The organism is Saccharothrix algeriensis (genome assembly GCF_016907655.1).
GTDB classification, from domain to species: domain Bacteria; phylum Actinomycetota; class Actinomycetes; order Mycobacteriales; family Pseudonocardiaceae; genus Actinosynnema; species Actinosynnema algeriense.
This window is the reverse complement of record NZ_JAFBCL010000001.1, coordinates 3,869,792-3,893,347: the sequence shown is the minus strand read 5'-3', so window position 1 is coordinate 3,893,347 and position 23,556 is coordinate 3,869,792. Positions and strand designations below refer to the sequence as shown.

At 74.4% G+C, this 23,556-nt stretch carries 19 protein-coding genes; 2 read left to right on the top strand and 17 right to left on the bottom strand.

Annotated features, from left to right (window positions below):
• Nucleotide 1 precedes the first annotated feature (1 nt).
• The 5 genes from tsaE to glmS all read right to left on the bottom strand — a co-directional run bounded on the left by tsaE (nt 2) and on the right by glmS (nt 6,194).
• Complete coding sequence (gene tsaE / locus JOE68_RS17935; protein WP_204843471.1) at nt 2–469, bottom strand: tRNA (adenosine(37)-N6)-threonylcarbamoyltransferase complex ATPase subunit type 1 TsaE; 468 nt, start codon at nt 467–469, stop codon at nt 2–4.
• Nucleotides 460–1,554, bottom strand: coding sequence for an alpha/beta fold hydrolase (locus JOE68_RS17930; protein ID WP_204843470.1), 1,095 nt, complete (start codon nt 1,552–1,554; stop codon nt 460–462). Before JOE68_RS17930 ends, tsaE begins: the two co-directional genes overlap by 10 nt.
• Nucleotides 1,551–2,663, bottom strand: a complete 1,113-nt coding sequence (alr, locus tag JOE68_RS17925; RefSeq protein WP_372443311.1) for an alanine racemase — start codon at nt 2,661–2,663, stop codon at nt 1,551–1,553. Before alr ends, JOE68_RS17930 begins: the two co-directional genes overlap by 4 nt.
• Nucleotides 2,664–2,872: 209 nt before the next feature.
• Nucleotides 2,873–4,282 (bottom strand): NAD(P)H-hydrate dehydratase, encoded by a 1,410-nt coding sequence (locus JOE68_RS17920; protein WP_204843468.1) that lies wholly within the window; start codon nt 4,280–4,282, stop codon nt 2,873–2,875.
• A 49-nt stretch (nt 4,283–4,331) separates the two neighbouring features.
• On the bottom strand, nt 4,332–6,194 hold the full coding sequence (glmS, locus tag JOE68_RS17915) for a glutamine--fructose-6-phosphate transaminase (isomerizing) (protein ID WP_204843467.1): 1,863 nt from the start codon (nt 6,192–6,194) through the stop codon (nt 4,332–4,334).
• A 134-nt stretch (nt 6,195–6,328) separates the two neighbouring features.
• On the opposite strand from glmS, the gene JOE68_RS17910 reads away from it, so the two are divergent.
• Nucleotides 6,329–7,144: a dienelactone hydrolase family protein gene (locus tag JOE68_RS17910; RefSeq protein WP_204843466.1), complete on the top strand. Its 816-nt coding sequence runs from the start codon at nt 6,329–6,331 to the stop codon at nt 7,142–7,144.
• A 43-nt stretch (nt 7,145–7,187) separates the two neighbouring features.
• Here the strand turns inward: JOE68_RS17910 and JOE68_RS17905 are convergent, their stop codons facing one another.
• The 12 genes from JOE68_RS17905 to eccCa form a co-directional block, all read right to left on the bottom strand.
• On the bottom strand, nt 7,188–7,823 hold the full coding sequence (locus JOE68_RS17905; protein WP_204843465.1) for a hypothetical protein: 636 nt from the start codon (nt 7,821–7,823) through the stop codon (nt 7,188–7,190).
• On the bottom strand, nt 7,820–10,681 hold the full coding sequence (locus JOE68_RS17900) for a WXG100 family type VII secretion target (RefSeq protein ID WP_204843464.1): 2,862 nt from the start codon (nt 10,679–10,681) through the stop codon (nt 7,820–7,822). Before JOE68_RS17900 ends, JOE68_RS17905 begins: the two co-directional genes overlap by 4 nt.
• Nucleotides 10,681–10,983, bottom strand: coding sequence for a hypothetical protein (locus tag JOE68_RS17895; RefSeq protein ID WP_204843463.1), 303 nt, complete (start codon nt 10,981–10,983; stop codon nt 10,681–10,683). The genes JOE68_RS17900 and JOE68_RS17895 overlap by 1 nt, the downstream gene beginning before the upstream one ends.
• Nucleotides 10,984–11,147: 164 nt before the next feature.
• Nucleotides 11,148–11,576 carry a hypothetical protein gene (locus JOE68_RS31870; RefSeq protein WP_204843462.1) on the bottom strand — a complete coding sequence of 143 codons (429 nt, stop codon included), beginning with the start codon at nt 11,574–11,576 and terminating at the stop codon, nt 11,148–11,150.
• A 24-nt stretch (nt 11,577–11,600) separates the two neighbouring features.
• Nucleotides 11,601–12,935, bottom strand: coding sequence for a phosphoglucosamine mutase (glmM, locus tag JOE68_RS17885; protein WP_204843461.1), 1,335 nt, complete (start codon nt 12,933–12,935; stop codon nt 11,601–11,603).
• A gap of 117 nt (nt 12,936–13,052) precedes the next feature.
• Nucleotides 13,053–13,604 carry a 30S ribosomal protein S9 gene (gene rpsI / locus JOE68_RS17880; protein WP_307819725.1) on the bottom strand — a complete coding sequence of 184 codons (552 nt, stop codon included), beginning with the start codon at nt 13,602–13,604 and terminating at the stop codon, nt 13,053–13,055.
• Nucleotides 13,605–13,630: 26 nt separating this feature from the next.
• Nucleotides 13,631–14,074: a 50S ribosomal protein L13 gene (gene rplM, locus JOE68_RS17875; RefSeq protein WP_204843460.1), complete on the bottom strand. Its 444-nt coding sequence runs from the start codon at nt 14,072–14,074 to the stop codon at nt 13,631–13,633.
• Nucleotides 14,075–14,482: 408 nt separating this feature from the next.
• On the bottom strand, nt 14,483–14,770 hold the full coding sequence (locus JOE68_RS17870; protein WP_204843459.1) for a WXG100 family type VII secretion target: 288 nt from the start codon (nt 14,768–14,770) through the stop codon (nt 14,483–14,485).
• 79 nt (nt 14,771–14,849) lie between these two features.
• Nucleotides 14,850–15,164 (bottom strand): WXG100 family type VII secretion target, encoded by a 315-nt coding sequence (locus tag JOE68_RS17865; protein ID WP_204843458.1) that lies wholly within the window; start codon nt 15,162–15,164, stop codon nt 14,850–14,852.
• 155 nt (nt 15,165–15,319) lie between these two features.
• Entirely contained in the window at nt 15,320–15,742 is a 423-nt protein-coding gene (locus JOE68_RS17860; RefSeq protein WP_204843457.1) for a hypothetical protein, read from the bottom strand.
• A gap of 58 nt (nt 15,743–15,800) precedes the next feature.
• Nucleotides 15,801–17,600 (bottom strand): type VII secretion-associated protein, encoded by a 1,800-nt coding sequence (locus JOE68_RS17855; RefSeq protein WP_204843456.1) that lies wholly within the window; start codon nt 17,598–17,600, stop codon nt 15,801–15,803.
• Nucleotides 17,601–17,899: 299 nt separating this feature from the next.
• A complete protein-coding gene (eccCa, locus tag JOE68_RS17850; RefSeq protein ID WP_204843455.1) occupies nt 17,900–21,904 on the bottom strand; it encodes a type VII secretion protein EccCa in 4,005 nt (1,334 codons plus the stop codon).
• 255 nt (nt 21,905–22,159) lie between these two features.
• Between eccCa and eccD the strand changes: the two genes are divergently transcribed.
• Entirely contained in the window at nt 22,160–23,554 is a 1,395-nt protein-coding gene (gene eccD, locus JOE68_RS17845; protein ID WP_204843454.1) for a type VII secretion integral membrane protein EccD, read from the top strand.
• Nucleotides 23,555–23,556: the final 2 nt, after the last annotated feature.

Here is a 23,556-nt window from a genome sequence, read left to right as displayed (position 1 = left end):
GTCACACCGGCAGCTCGCGCCGCGCCCACGAGCCGTGCGGTTCGAGCCGCGCCGTGCGGACGTCGTCGTCGCGCCGCTCCAGCGTGATCAGCAGGTGGTCGGCGGACAGCCGCTCGGCCACCCCCTCGCCCCACTCGACGGCCACCACCGCGTCCACCAGGTCGGTGTCCAGGTCGAGGTCGTCCAGCTCGTCCAGGCGACCGCCCAGCCGGTAGGCGTCGACGTGCACCAGCGGCACGCCCCGCCCGCCCGGCGCGGGGTCGTGGACGCGGGCGATGACGAACGTCGGCGAACTGACCCGGCCGGTCACACCCAGCCCCGCCGCCAGCCCCCGGACCAGGGCCGTCTTGCCCGCGCCGAGCGGGCCGGCCAGCAGCAGCAGGTCGCCGCCGCGCACCAGCCCGCCCAGCCTGCGACCGAACTCCTCGGTGTCCTCCACCAGGGGGAGGGTCACGCTCGTCACCGCCACCGCCGCCTGTCCTCCGCCCGTTCGGCGGCACTGCGCCGAACCAAGCCGACCAGGTGTCCCGTCACCAGGTCGGGCTGCTCCAACATCACCATGTGGCCCGCGCCGCGGACGCGGACCAGCTCGCCGTGCGGCATCTCCTCGGCCATCCGCTCGGAGTGCGAGAACGGGGTCATCCGGTCGGCGTCCCCGCTGATCACCAGCACCTCGCTGTGCCGGAGCCCGGCCAGCGCCTTGTAGCGGTCGTGCGTGCCCAGGGTCTCCAGGAACCCGGTGAGCACCTGCACGGTCGTCCCGCCGATCATCCGGTCCATCAGGTCGACCAGCGACGCGCCGACGCGCCGGTCGCCGAACGCCAGCGCCCGGATGCCGCTCCAGGTCAGCGCGCCCGCGCGCCGCCGCGCCCACTCCACGAGGCCGGGCTGGAGGCCGGCCAGCCGGCCGACGGCCAGCGTGACCGGGTTGTACCGGGACAGCACCGACCTGGTCAGCCCCGCGCCGCCGACCGCGCCCGCCGCCGTGCCGACCAGCGCGACGCCGCGCACCCGGTCGGCGAACAGCTCGGGCCGCTGCTCGGCCAGCGCCATGATCGTCATGCCGCCCATCGAGTGCCCGACCAGCACCAGCGGGCCGGTCGGCACGACCGCCCGCAGCACCGAGTCCAGGTCGTGCGCCAGCTGCTCGATGGTGCACGTCCCGGTGGTCGACCACCCGGACCGGCCGTGGCCGCGCTGGTCGTAGAGCACCTGCCGGACCCGCGGCCCGGTCAGCTCCGCCAGGTCGCGGCGCTGGAAGTGCCAGCAGCGGCGGTCCAGCGCGAAGCCGTGCACCAGGACCGCGGTGATCTCCGGCTCGCCGCCGTCGACCGGGTCGACCTCCTCGACCGACAGCGGCGTCCCGTCGTCGGCGGCGACGGTCGACTCGCGGGTGGGCGTGAGCCGCCCGAGCGGCTCGTCCGCCCGCGGGTCGTCGGCGCGCCGGTCGGCGGAGACCCGCTTGTGGTTGGCCGCGACGCCGACCGCGACGCCGGTCACCGCCGCGCCGAGGATGCCGCCCGCCCAGCCGGCGGCCTTCCACAGCGAGTTCACCGGTACACCCGGGCGACGCGCGGCCGGTACATGCCGGTGACGATCTCGTAGTCGATGGTCCCGGTGGCCTCGGCCCACTCGCGGGCGGTCGGCTCGCCGGCGGTCCCGGCGCCGAACAGCACCACCTCGGCGCCCTCGGCCACGGCGTCGTCACCGCAGTCCACGACGACCTGGTCCATGCAGACCCGGCCGACCACGGGCCGCCGGCGACCGGCCAGCCACACGTCCATCCGGTGGGACAGGGAGCGCGGCACGCCGTCGGCGTACCCGACGGGCACCAGGGCCAGCGTCGTGTCGCGCTCGGCGGTCCAGCCCAGGCCGTAGGACACCGACTCGCCGGCCGGGATGCGCTTGGTCAGGGCGACCGACGAGCGGAACGCCATCGCCGGCCGCAGGTCGAACGCCTCGGGCACCGGGTTCAGCCCGTAGGCCGCGATCCCCGGCCGGACCAGGTCGAAGTGCAGGTCGGGGCGGGTGAGCAGGGCGGCCGAGTTGGCGAGGTGCCGGATCGGCTCCAGCCCGGCGGCCAGCGCCTCGCGGTAGGCGTCGTCGAACCGCTCGGCCTGGGCGTCGGTGGCCGGGTGCCCGGCCTCGTCGGCGCAGGCCAGGTGCGACCACACGGCGTGCACCCGGACCTCGGGGGTCGCGGCGGCCTTGCCGACGAGGGCGGGCCACTCGTCGGACGGGCAGCCGTTGCGGGACAGCCCGGTGTCGACCTTGAGGTGGACCCGCGCCTCCCGGCCCACCGCGCGGGCGGCCCCGGCGACCTCGACCAGCTGCCGCTGCGACGAGACCGACAGGTCGACGCCGGCGGCCACCCCGGGCGCGTAGTCCGTGCCCGCCGGGTCCAGCCAGGCCAGCACCGGGGCGCTGATCCCGGCCGCGCGCAGGGCCAGGGCCTCCGCCAGCGAGCAGGACCCGAGCCAGGTGGCCCCGGCTTCCAGCGCCGCCCTGGCCACCTCCACCGCCCCGTGCCCGTACCCGTCCGCCTTGACCACGACCATGGTCTCGGCGCGCGGGGCGAGCCCGGCGAGCAGTGCGACGTTGTGCCGGACGTTGTCGAGGTCGATCACGATTTCAGCACGGGGAGCAGCCATAACACCGTTCATGGTGACACAGCGCCCGTGCCCGGCCCGTCGGCAGCCCGGGTGTCGCCACCACCCGACCGGCTGTTCCCGCGCCCTGCCCCCGGTCGTCCCCCGGGTCCGTGCCGCGGCTGCGTTCGGCAAGCCGATGCCGCACCCCGTGCGCACGCCCCGGACGCCGTCCGCCGGCAGCTCCGGTCACCGGCGCGCCCACCGCCGGTGACCGGGGGCCGTCAGCGGGGCGAGGGCAGTCCGGCGCGCACGGCGCGGATCGCGTCGGGCACGGCCGCCAGCAGGGACGTCGCCGGGATGGGCGCGCCGGCCGCGGCCAGCTCCGCCGCCAGCACGTGCACCCGGGCCGCGCAGCCGGCCGCCCGCAGGGGGTCCAGGCCGGCCGCCAGCAGGGCGCCGATCAGGCCGGACAGGACGTCGCCGGAGCCCGCCGTCGCGGCCCAGGAGGACCCCGCCCGGTTGACCAGGGTGCGCCCGTCCGGGCCGGCGACGACCGTGGCGTGGCCCTTGAGCAGCACCACCGCGCCGAACTTCTCCGCCGCGCGCCGCGCCGCCGCCACGCGGTCGTCGCCCACCTCGCCGGCCAGCCGCTCGTACTCGCGGTCGTGCGGGGTGAGCACCAGCGGGGTGTCCGGGTCGCGGGCGTCCCACAGGTCCGGGTTGTTCGCCAGCAGGGTGATGGCGTCGGCGTCCGCGCAGACCGGCACGCCGGCCTCCAGGACGGTGCGCAGGACGCCCTCGGCCCCCGGGCCGGTGCCCAGGCCGGGGCCCACCACCCACGCCTGCACGCGGCCCGCGTCGGTGATGGAGCCGGTGCAGATCGCCTCCGGCCAGCGGGACCGCACGCCCTCCGCCGCCGCGCCCGCGTAGCGGACCATGCCGGAGGTCGCCAGCAGGGCCGCGCCGGTCGCCAGGACGGCCGCGCCCGGGTAGGTGGCGGAGCCGGCGGCGACCCCGGTCACGCCCTGGGTGTACTTGTCGTCGGCCGGCCCCGGCACCGGCCAGGCCGCGCCGACGTCGGGCGCCTCCAGCTCCACCAGGTCGGGCTCGCCCAGCTCCGGGCCGAGGCCGAGGTCCACCAGCCGCACGTCGCCGCAGTCCGCCAGCGCGTGGACGGGCTTGAGGCAGCCGAAGGTCACCGTCACGGCCGCCCGCACCGCCGGGCCGCGGACGGCGCCCGTGTCCGGGTCGACGCCGCTGGGCGAGTCGACGGCCAGGACCGGCGCGTCGAGGTGGGCCACGTGCTCGGCCGCCGCCGGCCGCAGCGGGCCCCGGCCGGACAGCCCCACGATGCCGTCGACCACCAGGTCGACACCGGTCAGCCGGTCCACCACCCGCCCGCCCGCCCGCCGGAACGCCGCCAGGCCCTGCGCGTGCGCGCGGGGCGGGTCGAGCAGGACCGCCGAGACCGCGACCCCGCGCCGGCGCAGGTGGTAGCCGGCCCAGAGGGCGTCACCGCCGTTGTTGCCCGCGCCCACCAGCAGGCCGACCCGGCGGCGGCCGGCCAGCACCTCCAGCGCCACCGCCGCCACGCCGAACGCCGCCCGCCGCATCAGCGACCCGGCGGGCGCCCGCGCCATGACCCGCTCCTCGGCCGCCCTCACCCGCGCAGTGGTCCACAGTCCCCGCATGGCAGGACAGCCTGCCCGGCCCGGCCCGGCAGCCGGCAGCCGGGTGGCGCTACTCCACCGTCACCGACTTGGCCAGGTTGCGCGGCTTGTCCACGTCGTAGCCGCGGCTGCGGGCGATCTCGGCCGCCAGCACCTGCAGCGGCACCGTGGAGATCAGCGGCTGCAGGAGCGTGGGCACGGCCGGGACCTCGATCAGGTGGTCGGCGAACGGCCGGACCGTCTCGTCGCCCTCCTCCGCGATCACGATGGTCCGCGCGCCGCGGGCCTGGATCTCGCTGATGTTCGACACCAGCTTCGAGTGCAGCACCGCCCGGCCCTTCGGCGACGGCATCACCACCACCACCGGCAGGCCCTCCTCGATCAGGGCGATCGGCCCGTGCTTCAGCTCGCCCGCCGCGAAGCCCTCGGCGTGCATGTAGGCCAGCTCCTTCAGCTTCAGCGCGCCCTCCAGCGCCACCGGGTAGCCGACGTGCCTGCCGAGGAACAGCACGGCCTTCGAGTCGGCCAGCTCCCGGCCCAGCGCCCGCACCTGCTCGACCGTGCCCAGCACCCGCTGCACCGCCTTCGGCATGGCCTCCAGCTCGTGGAACTCGCGGGCCACCTCGTCGGGGTACTTGGTGCCGCGCGCCTGCGCCACCGCCAGGCCCACCAGGTAGTTGGCCGCGATCTGCGCCAGGAACGCCTTGGTCGACGCGACGCCGATCTCCGGGCCGGCGTGCGTGTACAGGACGGCGTCGGACTCGCGCGGGATCTGCGCGCCGTTGGTGTTGCACACCGCCAGCACGCGGGCCTTCTGGGCGCGCGCGTGCCGCACGGCCTCCAGCGTGTCGGCGGTCTCGCCGGACTGCGACACGGCCACCACCAGCGTGTCCCGGTCGAGCACCGGGTCGCGGTAGCGGAACTCGGAGGCCAGCTCCACCTCCACCGGCAGGCGGGTCCAGTGCTCGATCGCGTACTTCGCCACCAGGCCCGAGTGGTAGGCCGAGCCGCACGCCACCACGAACACCTTGTCCACGTCCCGCAGGTCCTGGTCGGACAGGCGCTGCTCGTCCAGCACGACCCGGCCGTCGCGGAAGTGGCCGCGCAGGGTGTTGGCCAGCGCGTCGGGCTGCTCCTCGATCTCCTTGAGCATGAAGTACTCGTGGCCGCCCTTCTCGGCGGCCGACAGGTCCCAGTTCACCGTGAACGGCTTGGCGTCGGCGGGCTCGCCCGCGAAGTCGGTCACCGCGTAGCCGGACCGGTCGATCACCACGACCTGGTCCTGGCCCAGCTCGACGGCCTCGCGGGTGTGCTCGATGAACGCGGACACGTCCGACGCCACGAAGGTCTCGCCCTCGCCGACGCCCACCACCAGCGGGGAGGACCGGCGGGCGGCGACCACGACGTCCGGGTGGTCGGCGTGCGTCACGACGAGGGTGAACGCGCCCTCCAGCCGGCGGGCGACGGCCCGGACGCTGGCGGCCAGGTCGCCCGCGGTGCCGCCCTCGGCGTGGGCGCGGGCGACCAGGTGCGCGGCGGTCTCGCTGTCGGTGTCGCTGGTCATCTCGACGCCGAGCGCTTCCAGCTCGGCGCGCAGCGCGGCGAAGTTCTCGATGATCCCGTTGTGCACGACGGCGACCCGGCCGGTCGCGTCGCGGTGCGGGTGGGAGTTGCGGTCGACGGGCGCGCCGTGGGTGGCCCAGCGGGTGTGGCCCATGCCCGCGGTGCCCGCGAACCCCTCCCGGCCGACCTCGTCGAGGCGGTCCTCCAGGTTGGTCAGCCGCCCCGCCTTGCGCTCGACGGCGAGGCCGCCGGCGCCGTCGAGCACGGCGACCCCGGCCGAGTCGTAGCCCCGGTACTCCAGCCGCCGCAGCCCGTCGAGCACGACGTCCAGCGCCGGGCGATGGCCCACGTATCCCACGATTCCACACACACCGCACAGGGTAACCAGACCAGCGCCGCCGCCCCCACAGCCCACCGGCCGGCGTTTTCCCAGGTCACCGACACAAGTGGTGTAGACCAATCCAGGCGTGCGGCCCGACCCCGCGATCGACTACCGTTCACGCGGTGAGCGGCTACTCGGCGAAGCAGGTGCTCGACCAGCTCGGCAGGCCCGGCGGGCACCCGGTGCTGCGCGGCGACCTGGCCCTGGTCGGGCTGCCCGGCCTGGTCTACACCCCGGAGTCGGGCCTCGGGCTGCCCGCGGTGGCGTTCGGGCACGGCTGGTTGCAGCCGGTCGACCGGTACCGGGCGCTGCTGCGGCACCTCGCGTCGTGGGGGATCGTCGCCGCCGCGCCGGGCACCCAGCGCGGGCCGCTGATGTCGTCCCGGATGCTCGCGGGCAACCTCCGGACCACGCTGGACGTGTGCACGGGCGTGCGGCTCGGCGAGGGCGCGATCAGCGTCGACCCGGAGCGGCTCGCGGTCGCCGGGCACTCGATGGGCGGCGGCTCGGCGGTGCTCGCGGCGGCCGACGACGAGCGGGTGCGGGCCGTGGTGACCCTGGCCGCGTCCGAGACCCGGCCGTCGGCGCTGGACGCCGCGCGGCGGGTCGGCGTGCCGGGGCTGCACCTGGCGGCGGGCCGGGACCGGATCGCGCCGCCGGCCGGCCACGCGGAGGCGATCGCGCAGGCGTGGCTGGGTCCGGTGCAGTTGCGGGTGCTGCCCAGGACCAGCCACCTGGGGTTCGCCGAGGGGCGGCACTGGAGCGAGCTGCTGCTCGACGGCAAGGGAGAGCGGGGCGCGCAGAAGCTGGCCCGCGCGATGGTGACGGCTTTCCTACTGCGGGTGCTCAAGGGCGAGCGGCAGTGGGACGTCCTGCTGGAGCACGACGTGAAGGGCACCGAGCTGCTCTACCGCCGCGGGGCCCTGGCCGCCCGCTGATCCCCGGCCCGGGTCTGGGACGGGGCCGGGGATCAGCGGTGGCTCAGGTCAGCCAGCTCTGGCCGCCGAAGTCGTCGTCGTCCTCCACCGGGGCCGGCCGGCGCGGGGCCGGGCGGGCCGGGGGCGGCGTGACCGGGGGCGGGGTGGCGGGCCGCCCGGCGCCCGGCGGGGTGGCCGGGTCGGCCGCCCGGGCCGGAGCCGGGGCGGCGGGAGCCGTCGGTCGGCCGGCGGCGGGAGCCGCGCCAGCGGTCCAACCGGAACCGGGGGGCGAGGTGGCCGGGCCGGCGGCCCAGCCGGAACCGGAGGGCGAGGTGGCCGGGCCGGCGGTCCAACCGGAGCCGGGGGGCGGGGTGGCCGGGCCGGCGGTCCAGCCCGTGCCGGGGCCCGCGGTCTCGTAGGTCGGCTCGTCGTCCTCCGCGCCGAAGCGGAACTCGCCGCCCTTCTTCGCCGTCGCCGCCGCGGTGCCCCAGCCGCCGGCCGCCTTCTGGCGCTTGCCCGCCTCCTGGATGCGCTCGATCGTCTTCTGCGCCGCGGCGGCCTGCTTGTCCAGGCTCTCGCCCGCCTTGTCGCGCGCCTCGCGGGAACGGCGCTCGCGCAGCTCGCGGCGGTCGGAGTGCTCGCGGGAGATCTGGTCCAGGCGGTTCTTCGCCGCCGCCAGCCGGTCGGACGCGGCGCTCATCGGCCCTCCTCGCCCAGCACGCCCTGCACGCGGCTGAGGCTCACGTCGTCGTCGAACAGCGAACCGGTGGTGCGCCACTGGCCGGGGCTGCGCTCGGTGTCGCCGCCCTGCTGCTGGCCGCCGCCCGCCATGCCGCCGCCCATCGGCATCCCGCCGCCCATCATGCCCCCGCTCATCGCGGAACCGGACGGCTGGCCGTGCGCGTCCGCCATGGACGGCAGCGTGGCCGAACCCGCCTGGCCCGCCGTGGAGGCGTTGGTGTCGGCCGAGAGGCCCTGGTCGGCGCTGTTCGGGCTGCTCCACGTGCTGTCCGAACCGGACGGGCTGCCGCCCAGCACCGAGTCGGCGCCGTCGAAGCCGCCCGGGCCGCCGAACACCGACGCGCCGGACGCCCTGGTGGTGCCGCCCGAGTCGGAGGCCGCCGCCGGGGCGAAGCCCTGGTCGGCCTGGCCGCCGAAGTGCTGGGCCGCGAACTGCTGGCCACCGAACTGCTGGCCACCGAACTGCTGGGCGCCGAACTGCTGGGCGCCGGGCTGCGCCGACGCGGGCTGGAACTGCGCGGGCTCGGCGTTGCCGGGCGCGAAGCCACCGCCGGGCTCGCCCGCCGCGGGCGCGACGCCGCCGGCGACCGCCGCGCCACCGGACTCGCCCGCGGCGGCCGCGAAGCCGGCGGGCTCGGTCGCGCCGGGGGCGAAGCCCGGGTCCGGCGCGGGCTGCGCGCCGGAGACCGGGTCGGGCTGCGCGCCGAAGACCGCGTCGGCCTGCACCGCGCCGAAGGCCGGTTCGGGCCGGCCGATCAGCGGCTCCCCCTCCGCCGGCATCGTCGTCACCGGGTCGTCGAGGCCGATCGGCGCGTCGGCCTCGGCCGGCAGCGGCACCACGCCGTCCATGCCCGGGATCGACGGCGCGTCCCCGTCCGCCTCGTCCTGGCCGAACTCGACCCCGTACTGCTCCGGGGCGCCGTCGCCGTCGTCCACGGTCAGGTTGATCTCACCGGTCAGCGGGTCGACCTCGGCGGTGATCGACAGGCCGTCCACCTCGATCAGGGCCTTGCCGTCGGCGCCCGCCTCCACCGGGACGGCCCCGTCGGCGGGCCCGCCCGAGCCGACCGCCGCACCGGGGGCGCCGGGCGTGCCGGGGGTCATCGGGGCGCCCGGCGTCGCCGCCGTCGCGCCCGCCAGGGCCGTCGCCAGGGCCGCGCCGCCGTTCTGCCCGGTCAGCGCCTTGAGCGCGTCCGGGTTGCCGCTGAAGTCGACGTCGTAGGTCTTCGGCTCGCTGGTCGGCGTGTCGACGGTGATCAGCACGTGGCCGTTCTCGTCCGGCTCGGTGACCTTGATCTCGTTGTCGCCGCTCCTGATGGTGACGGTCTCGGGCTCCTCCTCGCCCTTCAGCCCGTCGGGCTCGCCGCCGTCGTCGGGCTTGCCGTCGCCGTCGAGGTCGTCCGGCTTCCCGTCGCCGTCGAGGTCGTCGGGCTTGCCGTCGCCGTCGGTGTCGCCGGGGATCTTGATGTCGTCCGGCTTGCCGTCGCCGTCCTTGTCCAGCGGGTTCTCCGGCTTCGGCATCTCCGGGACGGGCGGGGTGCCGCCACCGCCGCCGGTGCCGCCGCCGGTCCCACCACCGGTGCCGGTGCCCGTGCCGCCACCGCCGCCCCTGTCGTCGCCCTTGCCGTCGTCACCCTTGCCGTCGTCGCCCCTGCCGTCGTCACCGGGGTTGTCGGCGGGCGCGGGGAACGGGTTCTCGAACCCGGCCATGTAGGACGCGAGGGTCTCCCACTTCGCGTCCACGGCGGTCCTGGTGTCCTCGCAGCAGCTCTTGAACTGCTCGTACAGGCCCCAGAACTCGACGTTGAACGAGCCCTGGATCCACCGCTTGCACTGGTTGATCGCGTAATCGCGGTTCTCGTCGTTGAGCTGGCAGTCGTCGTCGTTGAGCCGGTCGGCGATGTTGCTGCCCGGCACCACCGAGTCGACCCAGCCCGCGATCTCCCGCACCCGGTCCTTGGAGTAGTCGCCCTCGCCGCGCGCGAACGAGACGACCTTCTCCGCCATGTAGGTGTCGGCCTTGGCGATCTGCTCCCGGTACATCTCCAGGACCTCGTCGGCCTTGCCCTTGCACAGCTGGTACACGCCCGACACGGCGGTGCGGGTCAGGTCGGCGGCGCCGTTCAGGCCGTCGCCCAGCTCGGTGATCTTGGGGACGATCTGGTCGCTGTAGTGCTCATAGGACTTGGTGGCGGCCTTGCCCTCCCACTCGCCGTAGAGGGCCTTGAGCTGCCCGTCGACGTCCGACTTCAGCTCGTCGACCTTCGACTTGGCGGTGCTGAACTCGTCCGCCTCCTGCAGCAGCTTGCGGAAGGCGATGCCGCGCTGCTCGTCGTAGGGCTTCTGGATGTGGTTGGCGAAGTCCAGGTTCGAGGTGTTGCCGAGGCAGTCGCCGGGCCGGTTGTTCCAGATCGGCAGGAACTTCTCGAAGACCTTCAGGCCCGCCTTGCCCGCGTCGAGCAGCTCGTCGGAGGTCGCGGTGCCCGAGCCGGACGCGGTCGGCGGCTGCTTGCCGTCCAGCGACGTCCGGCCCTGCTCGACGGCCTTGGTCTGCTCGCGGCTGTTGTAGCCCCTGGTGTCGCTCTCCGCCTTGGCCTCGTCCAGCCGGTCCTGGAGGTTGTCGCCGCGGCCGGCGTGGTCGCCCCAGTTCCAGAAGCTGGAGGTGTCGTAGCGGTCCTTGTACTCGTCGGCGCCGTCCGGGATGTCCCACGGCGGGGTCGCGGAGACGTAGGCGTGCATCAGCTCCGCCTTCTTCTCCTCCGACACGTTCGGGTCGTCGAGGACCGCCTGCACGTCCTCCCAGCTCGGGTTGGCCATCAGTACTGGCTCCCCACGTTGCTCGCGTTCGCGGACTCGACGTCACCGTAGGTCGCCGCGCCGGAGGCGATCTTCCCGGCGAAGCCGCCGAGGGCGCCGGACATGTTCGCGATGCCCTTGCCGAAGTTCTCGACCCCGGTCTTGTACTTCGCGAAGTGCTGTTTGTGCGCTTCCCCGAAATCCCGGTCGACGGTTTCGGTCCGACCGACCTCGCGCAAGTCGTCCGCGGTGTCCTTCGCAGCGTCGGAAATGGCCTTCGAGGCTTTTTGCATGGCCTCTGTGCTGGTGTTGTACCCCGCCACGGCGCTCCGCTCCCCTCCGTGGCGCGACGGCCACGACCCTCAACCCGGACTCGCCCGTACGACGCCGCGCTCCGGTGCCCGGTTCCCATCGTGGCAGGCGGCGCCGGCCGCCGTGCGGCATTTCCGGACAGTTCCTTGCAGGTGTGAACGCCGACTCGCCGAAGTCAGGCCGGCGGCAGGGGTTGACCCGGTCCCGGCGGCCGGGGGTGGCCCTGCGGGGGCACCCGGGGCGGCCACCCCGGGCCCGGGTTCGGCAGCCCCTGGCCCGGGTGCCCGGCGCCGGACTGCCCCGGCCCGCCGTACCCGGGCCGACCCTGGCCCGGGTGGCCGGCCCCCTGGTGGGGCAGGCCCTGCACGGCGGGGCCGGGCCCGCCGTGCGCCGACGGGCCCGGACCGGGCGGCCCGTACCCCGGCGCGCCCTGGCCGGGCGGCGGCCCGTACCCCGGCCAGGGGCCCCGGGGACCGGGCGGCCCGTAGGGGTGCGGCGGCCGGGCGGCGCGGCCCTTGCTCCTCTTGACCAGCACCACGACCACCACCACCAGGGCGATGACGACCAGCACGATCCCCGCGAGCGGGATGAACCCGACACCCACAGCGCCACCCCCCGAACGGTCGGCTCAACCCACCGAGGAAACCACACCCGCGAGCCGGCGCGCGGCGGACTCGGCGAGTTCGTGCGTCGGCGCCTCCACCATCACGCGGACCAGCTGCTCGGTGCCCGACGGCCGCAGCAGGACCCGCCCGGTGTCGCCCAGCTCCTCGGTCACGGCGGCCACGGCCTCGCTCACCGCCGCGTCGCGCGCCACCGCCGCCTTGTCCCCCACCACCACGTTGATCAGCACCTGCGGCAGCCGCCGCATCACGCCCGCCAGCTCGGCCAGCGACCTGCCGGTCTCCGCCATCCGGGACATCAGCCGCAGCGCGGTGAGCAGGCCGTCGCCGGTGGTGGCGTGCGCGGGCAGCACCACGTGCCCGGACTGCTCGCCGCCCAGCGCGAACCCGCCCGCGTGCAGCTCCTCCAGCACGTACCGGTCGCCGACGGCCGTCGTGCGCAGCGTCACGCCGTGCTCGCGCATCGCCAGGTGCAGGCCCAGGTTGCTCATCACGGTGGCGACCAGGGTGTCGTCGGTCAGCTCGCCGGCCTCCTTCATCGCCAGCGCGATGACGGCCATGATCTGGTCGCCGTCCACCTCGTTGCCGTCCGCGTCGACGGCCAGGCAGCGGTCGGCGTCGCCGTCGTGCGCGATGCCCAGGTCGGCCCCGTGCTCCAGCACCGCCGCCCGGACCAGCTCCAGGTGGGTGGAGCCGCAGCCGTCGTTGATGTTCAGGCCGTCGGGCACGGCGTGGATCCCGATCACCTCGGCGCCCGCGCGGCGGTAGGCGTCCGGCGCGGCCACCGACGCGGCGCCGTTCGCGCAGTCCACGACCACCTTCACGCCGTCCAGCCGGTGCGGCGTCACCTTCAGCAGGTGCTGCACGTACTGGCCCTCGGCGTCCTCGACGTCGCGCACCCGGCCGATGCCCGCGCCGGTCGGGCGGTGGTGCGGCTCGCCCATCTTGCGCTCGATCTCGTCCTCGACGGCGTCCGGCAGCTTGTGGCCGCCCGCGCCGAACAGCTTCACGCCGTTGTCGGGCATCGGGTTGTGCGACGCGGAGATCATCACGCCCATGTCCGCGCCCAGCGCCGCCACCAGGTGCGCCACCGCGGGGGTCGGCAGGACGCCCGCCCGCAGCACGTCCGCGCCGGACGCGGTCAGCCCGGCGACCACGGCGGCCTCCAGCATCTCGCCGCTGGCGCGCGGGTCGCGGCCCACCACGGCCACCGGCCGGTGCGAGCGGTCGTGCTCGGCCAGCACGCGCGCGGCCGACGCGGCCACCGAGAGCGCGAGCTCCGGGGTCAGGTCGGCGTTCGCCAGACCGCGTACACCGTCAGTGCCGAACAGCCGAGCCATGATCGCCGTGACCTCCGTGGTGGACCGCAAAGACCGGGTGCAAAGCACTGCGGGAGCAGCAGTTCGACGTGAACTGACTGCTCCCGCAGGTAGAACTGGGGAAACGCGACCGCGAGGTCAGCGCTTGCTGTACTGGGGCGCCTTGCGCGCCTTCTTCAGGCCGTACTTCTTCCGCTCCTTGACCCGGGGGTCGCGGGTGAGGAAGCCGGCCTTCTTCAGCACCGGGCGGTCCTCGGAGTCCACGGCGATCAGCGCGCGGGCGATGGCCAGGCGCAGCGCGCCGGCCTGACCGGTGGTGCCGCCGCCGCGCAGGTTCGCCACGACGTCGAAGGTCTCCGGCTTCTCCGTCGTCACCAGGGGCTCGCGGATGAGCTGCTGGTGCACCTTGTTCGGGAAGTACGCCTCCAGCGACTTCCCGTTCAGGGTGAACTTGCCGGTGCCGGGCAGCAGGCGCACCCGGACGATGGCCTCCTTGCGGCGGCCGACGGTCTGCGCCAGGTGGTGCGCGCCCGCGCTGAGCACGGGGCGGGCCACGGGCGCCGGGGCGGGCTCGCCGGCCTCGTCGTCGGCGACCTCGGAGGTCCCGGCCTCGACGGCGTCGGACTCGACGGCCTCGGCCTCGACCGCGTCGGTCTCGACCGCGTCGAACTCGGCCTCAGGGGTGGTCACGGCGTTTTCCTCGGTGTTCGGCTCGGTCACTGGGCGACCTTCTTGATCTCGAACGGCTGCGGCTGCTGCGCCGCGTGCGGGTGGGTCGGGCCCGTGTAGACCTTGAGCTTGCCGGCGATCACGCGGCCGAGGCGGTTCTTGGGCAGCATGCCCTTGATGGCCTTCTCGACCAGCCGGTCGGCCCGGGTGTCGAGCACCTCGCCGAACGACCTCTGGCGCAGACCGCCGGGGTGGCCGGAGTGCCGGTACACGAACTCCTGGTCGCGCTTCTTGCCGGTCAGCGCCACCTTGTCCGCGTTGATGATGACGACGAAGTCGCCGGTGTCAACGTGGGGGGCGTAAGTCGGCTTGTGCTTGCCGCGCAGCAGCGTCGCGGCCTGGGTGGCGAGCCGACCGAGCACCACGTCCTGGGCGTCGATCACGTGCCAGGCTCGGGTCACCTCGCCGGGCTTCGGGCTGTACGTGCGCACGGGTCTACCTCGTCGTCACTTGCGTCTGGGGTCATTGCGGCGGCTGCTCAGGCCAGACACCCCAGGTGGGCAGGTGGACCAGAACACGGGGCACGCAAGGGCGCACCGGGTACCGCACAACAACGTAGGAAGATACCGGTTGGGTCATGGCCTGGTCAAAACGGCCCCCGCCAACCGCGTCGGGGACCGCCGGGAGGGGCGGTCCCGCGCCCGCCGGGCCGGCGCGCCGCGACGGGCGGCGCCGGGCGACGGCGGACACCGGCCGGACCGGCGCTGACCGGCGCTGACCGGCGCGGGACCGGCCGGACCGGCCCCGGCCGGGATCGCGCCCCGGTGGCGGGACACGTGCACGGGCCCCGGCAGCCGGCGACGGCTCCGGGGCCCGCGGGGGTCACGCGGTGACGCGGTTCACCAACGAGCGGTGTTCCGCTGCTCCGCGGCGCTGTAGGCGTCGTTCGCCGAGGCGACGGCGGTGCCGATCGCGGCGAGGACCTGCTGGAGGTCGGCGGCGGAGGTGTCCCACTTGGCCTGGACCTCCTGGTAGGCGCCGGAGGTGGAGCCTTCCCACTGCGCGATGACGGGCGCGATGCGGGACTTGAGCTGGTCCAGCTCCTCCTGCACCTTGGCGGCCTGGCCGCTGATGTCGGTGGCGGCGGAACCGAGGGCGCCGAAGTCGATCTTGATCTCGTCGTTCATTTTCTCCCCTTGGAGGTCAATTCAGGAAATGCAGAGGTAAAGGCTCGACTACCGTGGGACGGGCGCGGAGAAAACGCCGTCACGCGCCACCGAGGCGACCCATGATGGTCGACATCTCGGAGGACTGCTCCTCTTCCTGCTGCACGTAGGTCTGCACCGTGCCGGTGATCTGCTCGGCGATGCCGACCAGCGCCTCCTGGAGCTTGGCGGCGTCGTCGTTGAAGCGGTTCATCAGGTTGGTGAACGCGTCCGCCGCGGAACCCTTCCAGGCCGGGGCGAGGCCGTCGATGGTGTTCCGCAGGTTGTTCAGGATGCCCTGGACGTTGCCGTTGGTGTCCATGATGTCCTTGGCAGCGTTCTGGAGCGCCGGAACACCGGTTGCGTAACCAGTCATTGGGTGTGACCCCCTAGGTCTGCGAGATCAGGTCCGCACGTCCCTCTCGGTTCGTACGCCTCTTCCGACGCAGACCCTGCCACGCCCGGTTCCGCGCTGTCGCGACTTCTTCCCAAGTAGTTGCGCTAGTAAACGCAACCCGGCGCCGGCGCGGGTCAGTAGAGGATTCGCGCTTGCGAAAAGTCCTCGTCATCATCCCTGTTCGGCGGGAGCCGGCCGCTCGGTCCGGCGACCGCGCGGGAACCGGACGGCGGGGGCGGGGGCGCCGAATTCGCGTCCCCCTCCGTTCGCTTCTGCGACTCCGGCGGCGCGAGGAGTTCCTCCGCCGACGGCAACCGGTCCACCGGCAGCCCGCGGCGCTCCCGGAAACCGGTGGCGACCCGCCGGACGTCGCCGGAGGTGGGCTCGTGCCGGGCGGCCTCCACCCGGCCGCTCCCGGCCCGCTCGGCCGCCTCCCGGTTGCGGGCGCGCTGCGCGGCGGTCACCGCGTCCGCCGCGGCGGCGGCCCGGCGCCCCCTGGTCACGGCGGCGTCGAGGTCGGAGCGGAACCGGGCGAAGGCTTCCGGGATGCCGGTCATGGGTGTCCTGTCCCCGCGCGCCTGTCCCCGCGCGCGCAGTCGTTCGTCGGGTGGTCTTTCAGTTGGTCACCGTCAGCGTGCGCACCACCTGCTCGCACGCCGGGCGGAGCCGGTCCTGCCCGTCGGGCGGGGCCTGGCAGCCCACGCTGACCTGGGCGTCGCCCTGGAACAGCACGAACCAGTCGACGGCGGCCGACTCCACCTGCTCCCGGTAGTAGACGACATCCTTGCCGCCGAAGCGCGCGTAGGCGTCGAAACCGGACAGGTTCCGGCCCCCGTCGTACCTGGCGCGCAGTTCGGTGACGGCCCGCTCGCGGTCGGCCGTCGAGTCGTAGACCAGCTTCTGCTCGGTCACCGCGATGGCCTCCCGCCCGTCGCCGCCGTCCTCGGGTTTGAGCAGCACCTTGCGGGTCTCGGCGTCGCCACCGACCTGCACCCAGCCGAGCGGCACGGAGAAGCTGTAGTCGTACTGGGCGATCGTCTTGCCGAGCACGCCGCCCGAGGAGGGGGCGGCCGGCGTCGTGGAGGCGGGGCCCGCGCCGCCGCTGTGCTCGACCAGGACGTACAGCAGCGCCCCGGAGAGCAGGAGGAGCACGAGGACCACCAGGCCGGCCACCAGCGGCGCGCGGCTGCCCGCCCGCGGTGGCGGCGGTGGCGGCGGGAAGTAGGCGGGCTGGGGGAAGTTCGGGGGCGGCGCGGGGTTCGCCGTGATGCGGCGGGTGAGCTTGCGGGTGGACTCCTCGGTGAGCTTGCGGGTCGCGTCGACCTGGTCGGGCAGCGGCCCGGTGCGCATCGGGTCGGTGGCGACCGCGCGCAGCGCGCCCCGCGCCACCACGGTCTCCGGCTGGTCGATGCTGGTGGGCACCACGCCGGTCTGCTCCAGCACCAGCCGGGCGACCAGCGGTATCCGGCTGGAGCCGCCGACCAGGAACACGCCGGCCAGCCCGCGCGGGTCCAGGCCCGCGTCCCGCACGGCCGTCGCGAGCAGCGCCGCCGCCCGGTTCAGCGGCGCGGCGACCAGGCCCTCCAGGTCGGTCCGGGTCACGTGCGCGTCGGGGAACGGCGGCGGCATCGGCACGTCGGTGTAGGCGTGCCGGGACAGCGTCTCCTTCGCGCCCCGCACGTCCTGCCGCAGCACGCGCCGCTTGCGCCGGTCGGCCAGCCCGCGGCCCTCCACCAGCTGCCGCCAGGTCTCCGGGTCGCCCGGCGAGACCAGCGAGCCGACGTGCTCCAGCAGCGCCTGGTCGACGTCCGCGCCGCCGAACGTCGGGTCGCCCTTGGCCGCCAGCACCCGGAACCCGCCGCCCCGCCGGGCCACCACGCTGGCGTCCACCGTCCCGCCGCCCAGGTCCAGCACCGCCAGCGCCGCGCCCTCCGGGATGGCGTGCGTCGCGGAGTGGAACACCGCCGCGGCCACCGGCTCGGGCACCAGCCGCAGCTCCTGGCCCAGGCCGCGGGCCGCCCGGAGCAGCACGCGGGTGCGAATCGCGCCCCAGTCGGCGGGGTGGGTGAGCACCAGCAGGTCCACCGGCGCGCCGCCCGCGACGTGCCGGGCCTCGTCGACCACCCGCGTCAGCACGGCCCGCACCACGTCGACCACCGGCAGCACCGCGGAGCCGAGCAGCAGCTCGCCCTCGTCCACCCGGCGCTTGGGGTGCGGCTCGTACCGGGACGGGTCCACCGCCGCCTGCCGCTCCGCCTCGTGCCCGACGAACAGCGTGCCGTCGGGCGCCGCGTACACGGCGGAGGGCAGGATCGGCCGGCCGTCGACCACGACCACCTGGGGCTCCCGGCCGTTGACCGAGATGGCCACGCAGGTGCTGGACGTGCCGAAGTCGACCGCCACGCGCAAGCCCATCGGTCATCCCCCTCGTTCCTCGAGGTCGGCGTGCCCGCATATGCATACCCGATCGGCCGCCCGCCGCCGGACCGGACCTCGGCGCGGGCGAAGTCGTCGCGGGCGTGGAGCGGCGCGGGCCGCGGGGCCGGGACCGACGCGGCCGGTCGCCGGCGCGGGCCGCCGGCCGGGGTCGACGCGCGGGGTTCCCCGGACGCGTCCGGGGAACCCCGCGCCGCCTCCGGGCGGGGCCGCCGGGGTGGAGGCCCCGGACGCGCGGAAGGCCCCGCCGGAGCGGGGCCTTCACCGTGCGCGGGAGGTCACTCCGGCTGGATCCACGACACCTGGACGCGCTGCTGGCCCAGCTTGCGCGTGACCAGCGTGCCGCGGCCGGGCGGCTGCGGCGAGGGCTTGAGGGTGCCCACGATCGCGCCCTCCTCCTTGGAGCCGGAGCCGACCAGGATCGGGGCCGAGATCTCCTTGAGCTTGCCCAGGATCGGGTCGTACATGGCGCGCGAGGCGCCACCCATCCGCCGCACGACGACGAGGTGCAGGCCCACGTCCTTCGCCTGCGGGATGAACTCCGACAGCGGCTGCAGCGGGTTCTGGCCGCCCTGCGGCGCGACCAGGTCGTAGTCGTCGACCACCACGAACAGCTCCGGGCCCTTCCACCAGGAGCGGTTCTTCAGCTGCTCCTGCGTGACGTCCGGGCCGGGCAGCCGGCCGGTCATGGAGCCGCGCACGTCCTTGATCATGTCGGTCAGCTGCGCCGACGACACCGCGTAGGACAGCAGGTGGTCGGTCTCGATGTAGCCGAGCATGGTGCGCCGGTAGTCGACCAGCATGATCAGCGCCTCGGTCGAGGTGTAGCCGGTCATGATGCCCCGCACGATGGTGCGCAGCAGGTTGGTCTTGCCGGACTCGCCGTCGGCCAGGCACATGAAGTGCGGGTCGGCGTCGAAGTCCAGGTAGACCGGCGCCAGCTCGTCCTCGTTGACGCCGATCGGCACCAGGTGGCCCCGGTTGGGCCGCTGCTGCTGCACCTGGGCCATGAAGTCGTTGTAGGGCAGCAGGTCGGGCAGCAGGCGGACCTGCGGCGCGCGCCGGCCGCGCCAGGCGCCGGCCACCTTGGCGATCATGTCCTGCACGCCGGCCGCGACGTTCTCCGCGTCGGAGGAGGCGTCGACGCGCGGCAGCGCGGTCAGGAAGTGCAGCTTCTGCGGCGACAGGCCGCGGCCCGGCCGCCCGGCCGGGATGTTCACGGCGATCTTGCGGTCCACGTCGGACTCGCTGGGGTCGCCGAGCCGCAGCTCGAACCGCGTGCCCAGCAGGTCCTTCATCGCGGGCCGGATCTCCGCCCACCGGTTGGCCGCCAGGACCACGTGCACGCCGTAGGACAGGCCCTGCGCGGCCAGCGCCTGCACCTGCGGCTCCAGCGCCTCGAACTCCTGCCGGAAGTTCATCCAGCCGTCGACGACCAGGAACGCGTCGCCGAAGTCGTCGTCGCGGATCTCGCCGCGCCGCTTGCGGTTGCGGAACTCGACCATCGAGTCGATGCCCTGCGCGCGGAACCGCAGCTCGCGCTCGGAGATCAGGCCGCTCAGCTCGGCGACCATGCGGCGGGCCTTGTCCACGTCCAGCCGGGAGGCGAACCCGCCGACGTGCGGCAGGTTCTCCAGCGAGGCGAGCGTGCCGCCGCCGAGGTCGAGGCAGTAGAACTGCACCTCCTCGGCGGTGTGGGTCAGCGCCATGGACGTGATCAGCGTGCGCAGCAGCATGGACTTGCCCGACTGCGGGCCGCCGACGATCGCGCCGTGGCCCGCCGCGCCGGAGAAGTCCGCCCACAGCAGGTCGCGCCGCTGCTCGAACGGCTTGTCCACGACGCCCAGCGGCACCTGGAGCTTGCCGTTGGCGAAGAAGCCGGGCGAGGTCAGGCCCCGGTCCTCGGTCGCCTGCAGCGGCGGCAGCAGGGTGTCCAGCGACGGCGGCTCGTTCAGCGGCGGCAGCCACACCTCGTGCGCCGGCGGGCCCTGGCCCACCAGCCGCTCGACGACGACCTCCAGCTCGCTGGGCTCGTTGCTGTCCTCCTCCTTCTTCTCCTGCTTGACCGGCTCGACCGGCTTCACCGGCTCCTTGGGGACCTCGACGTAGTCCGGCACGAAGAACCGGGGCCGCTTGTCGCTGGACACCACGGCCGACGGGCCGGCCACCTGGATGCCGGCGGGCCGGTACGGGCCGGACACGTACAGCGCCTTGAACCTGGTCAGCGGCGAGCCCTGGACGCCCAGGTAGCCGGAGCCGGGGATGGGCGGCAGCTCGTAGGCGTCCGGCACGCCGATCGCGGCGCGCGACTCGGCGGCGGAGAAGGTCTTCAGGCCGATCCGGTAGGACAGGAACGTGTCCAGGCCGCGCAGCTTGCCCTCCTCCAGCCGCTGCGAGGCGAGCAGCATGTGCATCTGCAGCGACCGGCCGACGCGGCCGATCTGGAGGAAGATGTCGATGAAGTCCGGCTTCGCCGTGAGCATCTCGGAGAACTCGTCGATGCAGATGAACAGCGCCGGCAGCGGGTCGAGGTCGGCGCCGTTCTCGCGGGCCTTCTCGTAGTCCCACACGTTCTTGTAGTTGCCCTTGGCCAGGACTTCCTGCCGCCGCGCCACCTCGCCCGCGATGGCGTCCTTCATGCGGTCGACCAGGGTCAGGTCGCCCGCCAGGTTGGTGATGGTCGCGGCGACGTGCGGGGCCTTGTCCAGGCCCAGGAACGTCGCGCCGCCCTTGAAGTCGACCAGGATCATGTTCAGCGTCGTGGACGAGTGCGTCGCCAGCAGGCCCAGCACGAGCGTGCGCAGGAACTCCGACTTGCCCGAACCGGTCGCGCCGATGCACAGGCCGTGCGGGCCCATGCCCTCCATCGCCGCTTCCTTGATGTCCAGCTCGACCTGCTGGCCGAACTCGCCGATGCCGAACGGCACCCGGTAGCGGTCGCGCACCGGCCGGGGCCGCCACGCCTGCTGCACGTCGAAGGTCATCGGGTCGCCCTGGAGGCCCAGGAACTCGATCAGCGGCGGGTTGTTGCTCATCGACAGCGGGTCCTCGTCGCTGCCGCCCGCGTCCACGCCGCCCACCCGGTACGGCGCGAGCCGCCGCGCCAGCGCCTCGGCCTCCACCACCGACAGCCAGTCCGGCGCGCCGAACCACTCGACGCCGCCGGCGCTGCGCGCGCCCAGCTTGCCGTCCTCGATCACCAGCCGCAGGCCGCGCCGCGCGGTGAGGTTGCCCAGCGACTCGGACAGGTCCAGCAGCGTCACGCCGACCAGGCCCTCCTCGAGGATGATCTGCTCCTCGCGGGTGACGTCGCCGTCGTCGATGACGATCACCACGTGCGGCTGGTCGGCGGGCGGCGGCGCGTTGCGGGTGAACCGCTGCCGGTCGCGCAGCTGCTCGTCGAGCATGTGCTCGACCTCGGCCAGCGAGCCGGCCATCATCCGCATCTGGCCGATGCCGTCCACGATCGCCGGGTGCTGCACGTGCGGCAGCCACTTCATCCACTCCCACCGGGCCTTGGTGCGGCCGGTGGTGACCACGGCGATCAGCAGGTCGTCCGGTGAGTGGAAGGTCGCCATCTGGGCCAGCAGGGCGCGGGCCAGGCCGCGCTTCTCCTCGGGCTCCCCCAGCAGGCCGACGGCGGCGAAGCCGCGCAGCGCGATGGAGATCGGCAGGTCGGGCACCAGCGAGTGGGCGCGCACGAAGCGGCGCAGCGCCAGCGTCGCGATGGGCTCCAGCTCCTCCACCGGGCCGGTCTGCGGCGGCACCAGGCGGGTCGCGAGGCGCTGCGAGCCGCGGCCCGCGCGCAGGTGGCAGAAGTCGGGGTCGTTCTGGCGGCGCTCCCACATCCGGCGGGTGGTGGCGAGCGACCACAGCATCTGCGGGTCGGGGTGGACCCACTCGCGCTCGGCGCGCTGCTCGTTGGCCGCCTCGCGGGCGCGGTCGCGCATCTGGCCGAGGTAGCGCAGGTAGTCCTTGCGGTCCTCGTTCATCTCGGCCTTCTTCTGGCCCTTGCCCGAGCCCATGCCGCTCGCCATCATGCCGATGGTGGAGATCATCATCATGCCGGGCATGATCATCGCGGCCGGGTTCTTGTTGCTGTAGCTGAACATCAGGACCATCATCCCGACGGACGACACGATCATGACCGCGGGCATCGCCTTCATCATGATGTTGCCGGGGATGACGCGGGGGACCTCGGGCGGCGGTTCGAGGTGGACCTCACCGCCCGGCGGGCGGGGGGCGGCGAGGCGTGCCGTGCGCTTGAACTGCAACGTGCTCACCTAACAGGCACCTCTTCACACTTCTCGTACCCGCGCACGCAGGGGTGCGCCCACCAGTCGCAACCGACACTATGACCCATGGTCCCGACCCGCGGAGGTGGGTCGGCGAAAATCCTTGGCGCACGGGTTGCGCGGAACCGCCGCGTCCGGCCGGGCGCTTTGGCCATACTTGGGGCCGCCCGTCGGGCCGCCCGGAGGACTACCTAAAGTCGGGCCGCCCGCAAGCACACACGCAACAGGACTTAGGGGGCGCTGGTGGCGACCGGTACGACGGTCTTCAGCCGGGTCACGGTGGTTGCGCCGCGAACGCGTATCGACGTCGCGCTGCCCGCCGACGTCGCGGTGGCGGACCTGCTGCCGATGCTGCTGGACATGGCCAAGGAGGCCACGCCCGACGGCGGCGTCCGGCACGGCGGGTGGGCGCTGGCCAAGCTCGGCGACAGCCCGCTCGACCCGAGCCGCACGCTGGCCTCGCTCGGCGTGGTGGACGGCGAGCTGCTCCAGCTGCGCAAGCGCAACGAGAACCCGCCGCCCCCGCTGTACGACGACGTGGTCGACGCGATCGCCGAGTCGGACCCGGACAGCTTCCGGCCGTGGACCAGGGACACCGCGCGCCGCTACGGCCACCTCGCGGGCGCGCTGGCGCTGATCACCGCCGCCGTCGCGGTGCTGCTGTCGGGCCCGCTGGTCGGCGGCGACGGGCTGTGGCCGGCGATCTGCGCGGGCGCCACGGCGGTCGTGGCCCTGGCGGCGGGCGCGGTGATCGCCCGCTCCTACGACGCGGTCGGCACCGGCGTGCTGATCGCGGCGGCCGGCGGCCTGCCGATGGCGTACGTGGCCGGGCTCTACACCGTGCCGGGCGCGATCGGGCGGCCGAACCTGCTGCTGGCCAGCGTGCTGGTGCTGATCTTCGCCTCGGCGGCGATCCTGCTCATCGGGCGCGGCATCACGGTGTTCATCGCGGCGGCCACGGCGGGCGCGCTGAGCGGCCTGGCGTTCCTCATCGGCATCTTCGTCGACCACCCGGTGGTCGGCATCGCGGCGGCCACGGCGGCGGTGTCGCTGGCGGCGCTGTCCGCGCTGCCCCGGCTGACCATCCAGCTGGCCAAGCTGCCGCTGCCGACCGTCCCGGGCAGCGCCGAGGACCTCAAGGAGGACACCGGCTTCCCGGAGTACGCGGTGATCGAGCGGCGCACCGCGAACGCCCACGAGTACCTCACCGGCATGATCATCGGCTGCGGCGGCGTCGCGGCGGTGTTCTCGGTGATCGCGGCGGGCGACGGCACGGTCTTCGGGCCGGTCCTGGCCATCGTGGTGACCCTGGTCCTGCTGCTGCGCGGCCGGGCGTACGCCAACGGCGCGCAGGCGGTGGCGCTGCTGGTGTCCGGCATGGCGGCGGGCGCCGGCGTGCTGGTGGGCTGGCTGGTGGGGGCCGGGCCGGGCGACCGGCTGCTGTACGTGTTCGGGTCCCTCGTGCTGGTCGGCGCGGCGGCGCTGGTGCTGGGCGTGATCTTCCCCGGCCAGAGGTTCTCGCCGGTGCTGCGCCGCACGGTGGACGTGCTGGAGGCGCTCCTGATCGCCGCCGTGCTGCCGCTGGCGCTGGCGGTGATGGACCTGTACGTGGCCATGCGACAGCTCATCCCGGCGTGACG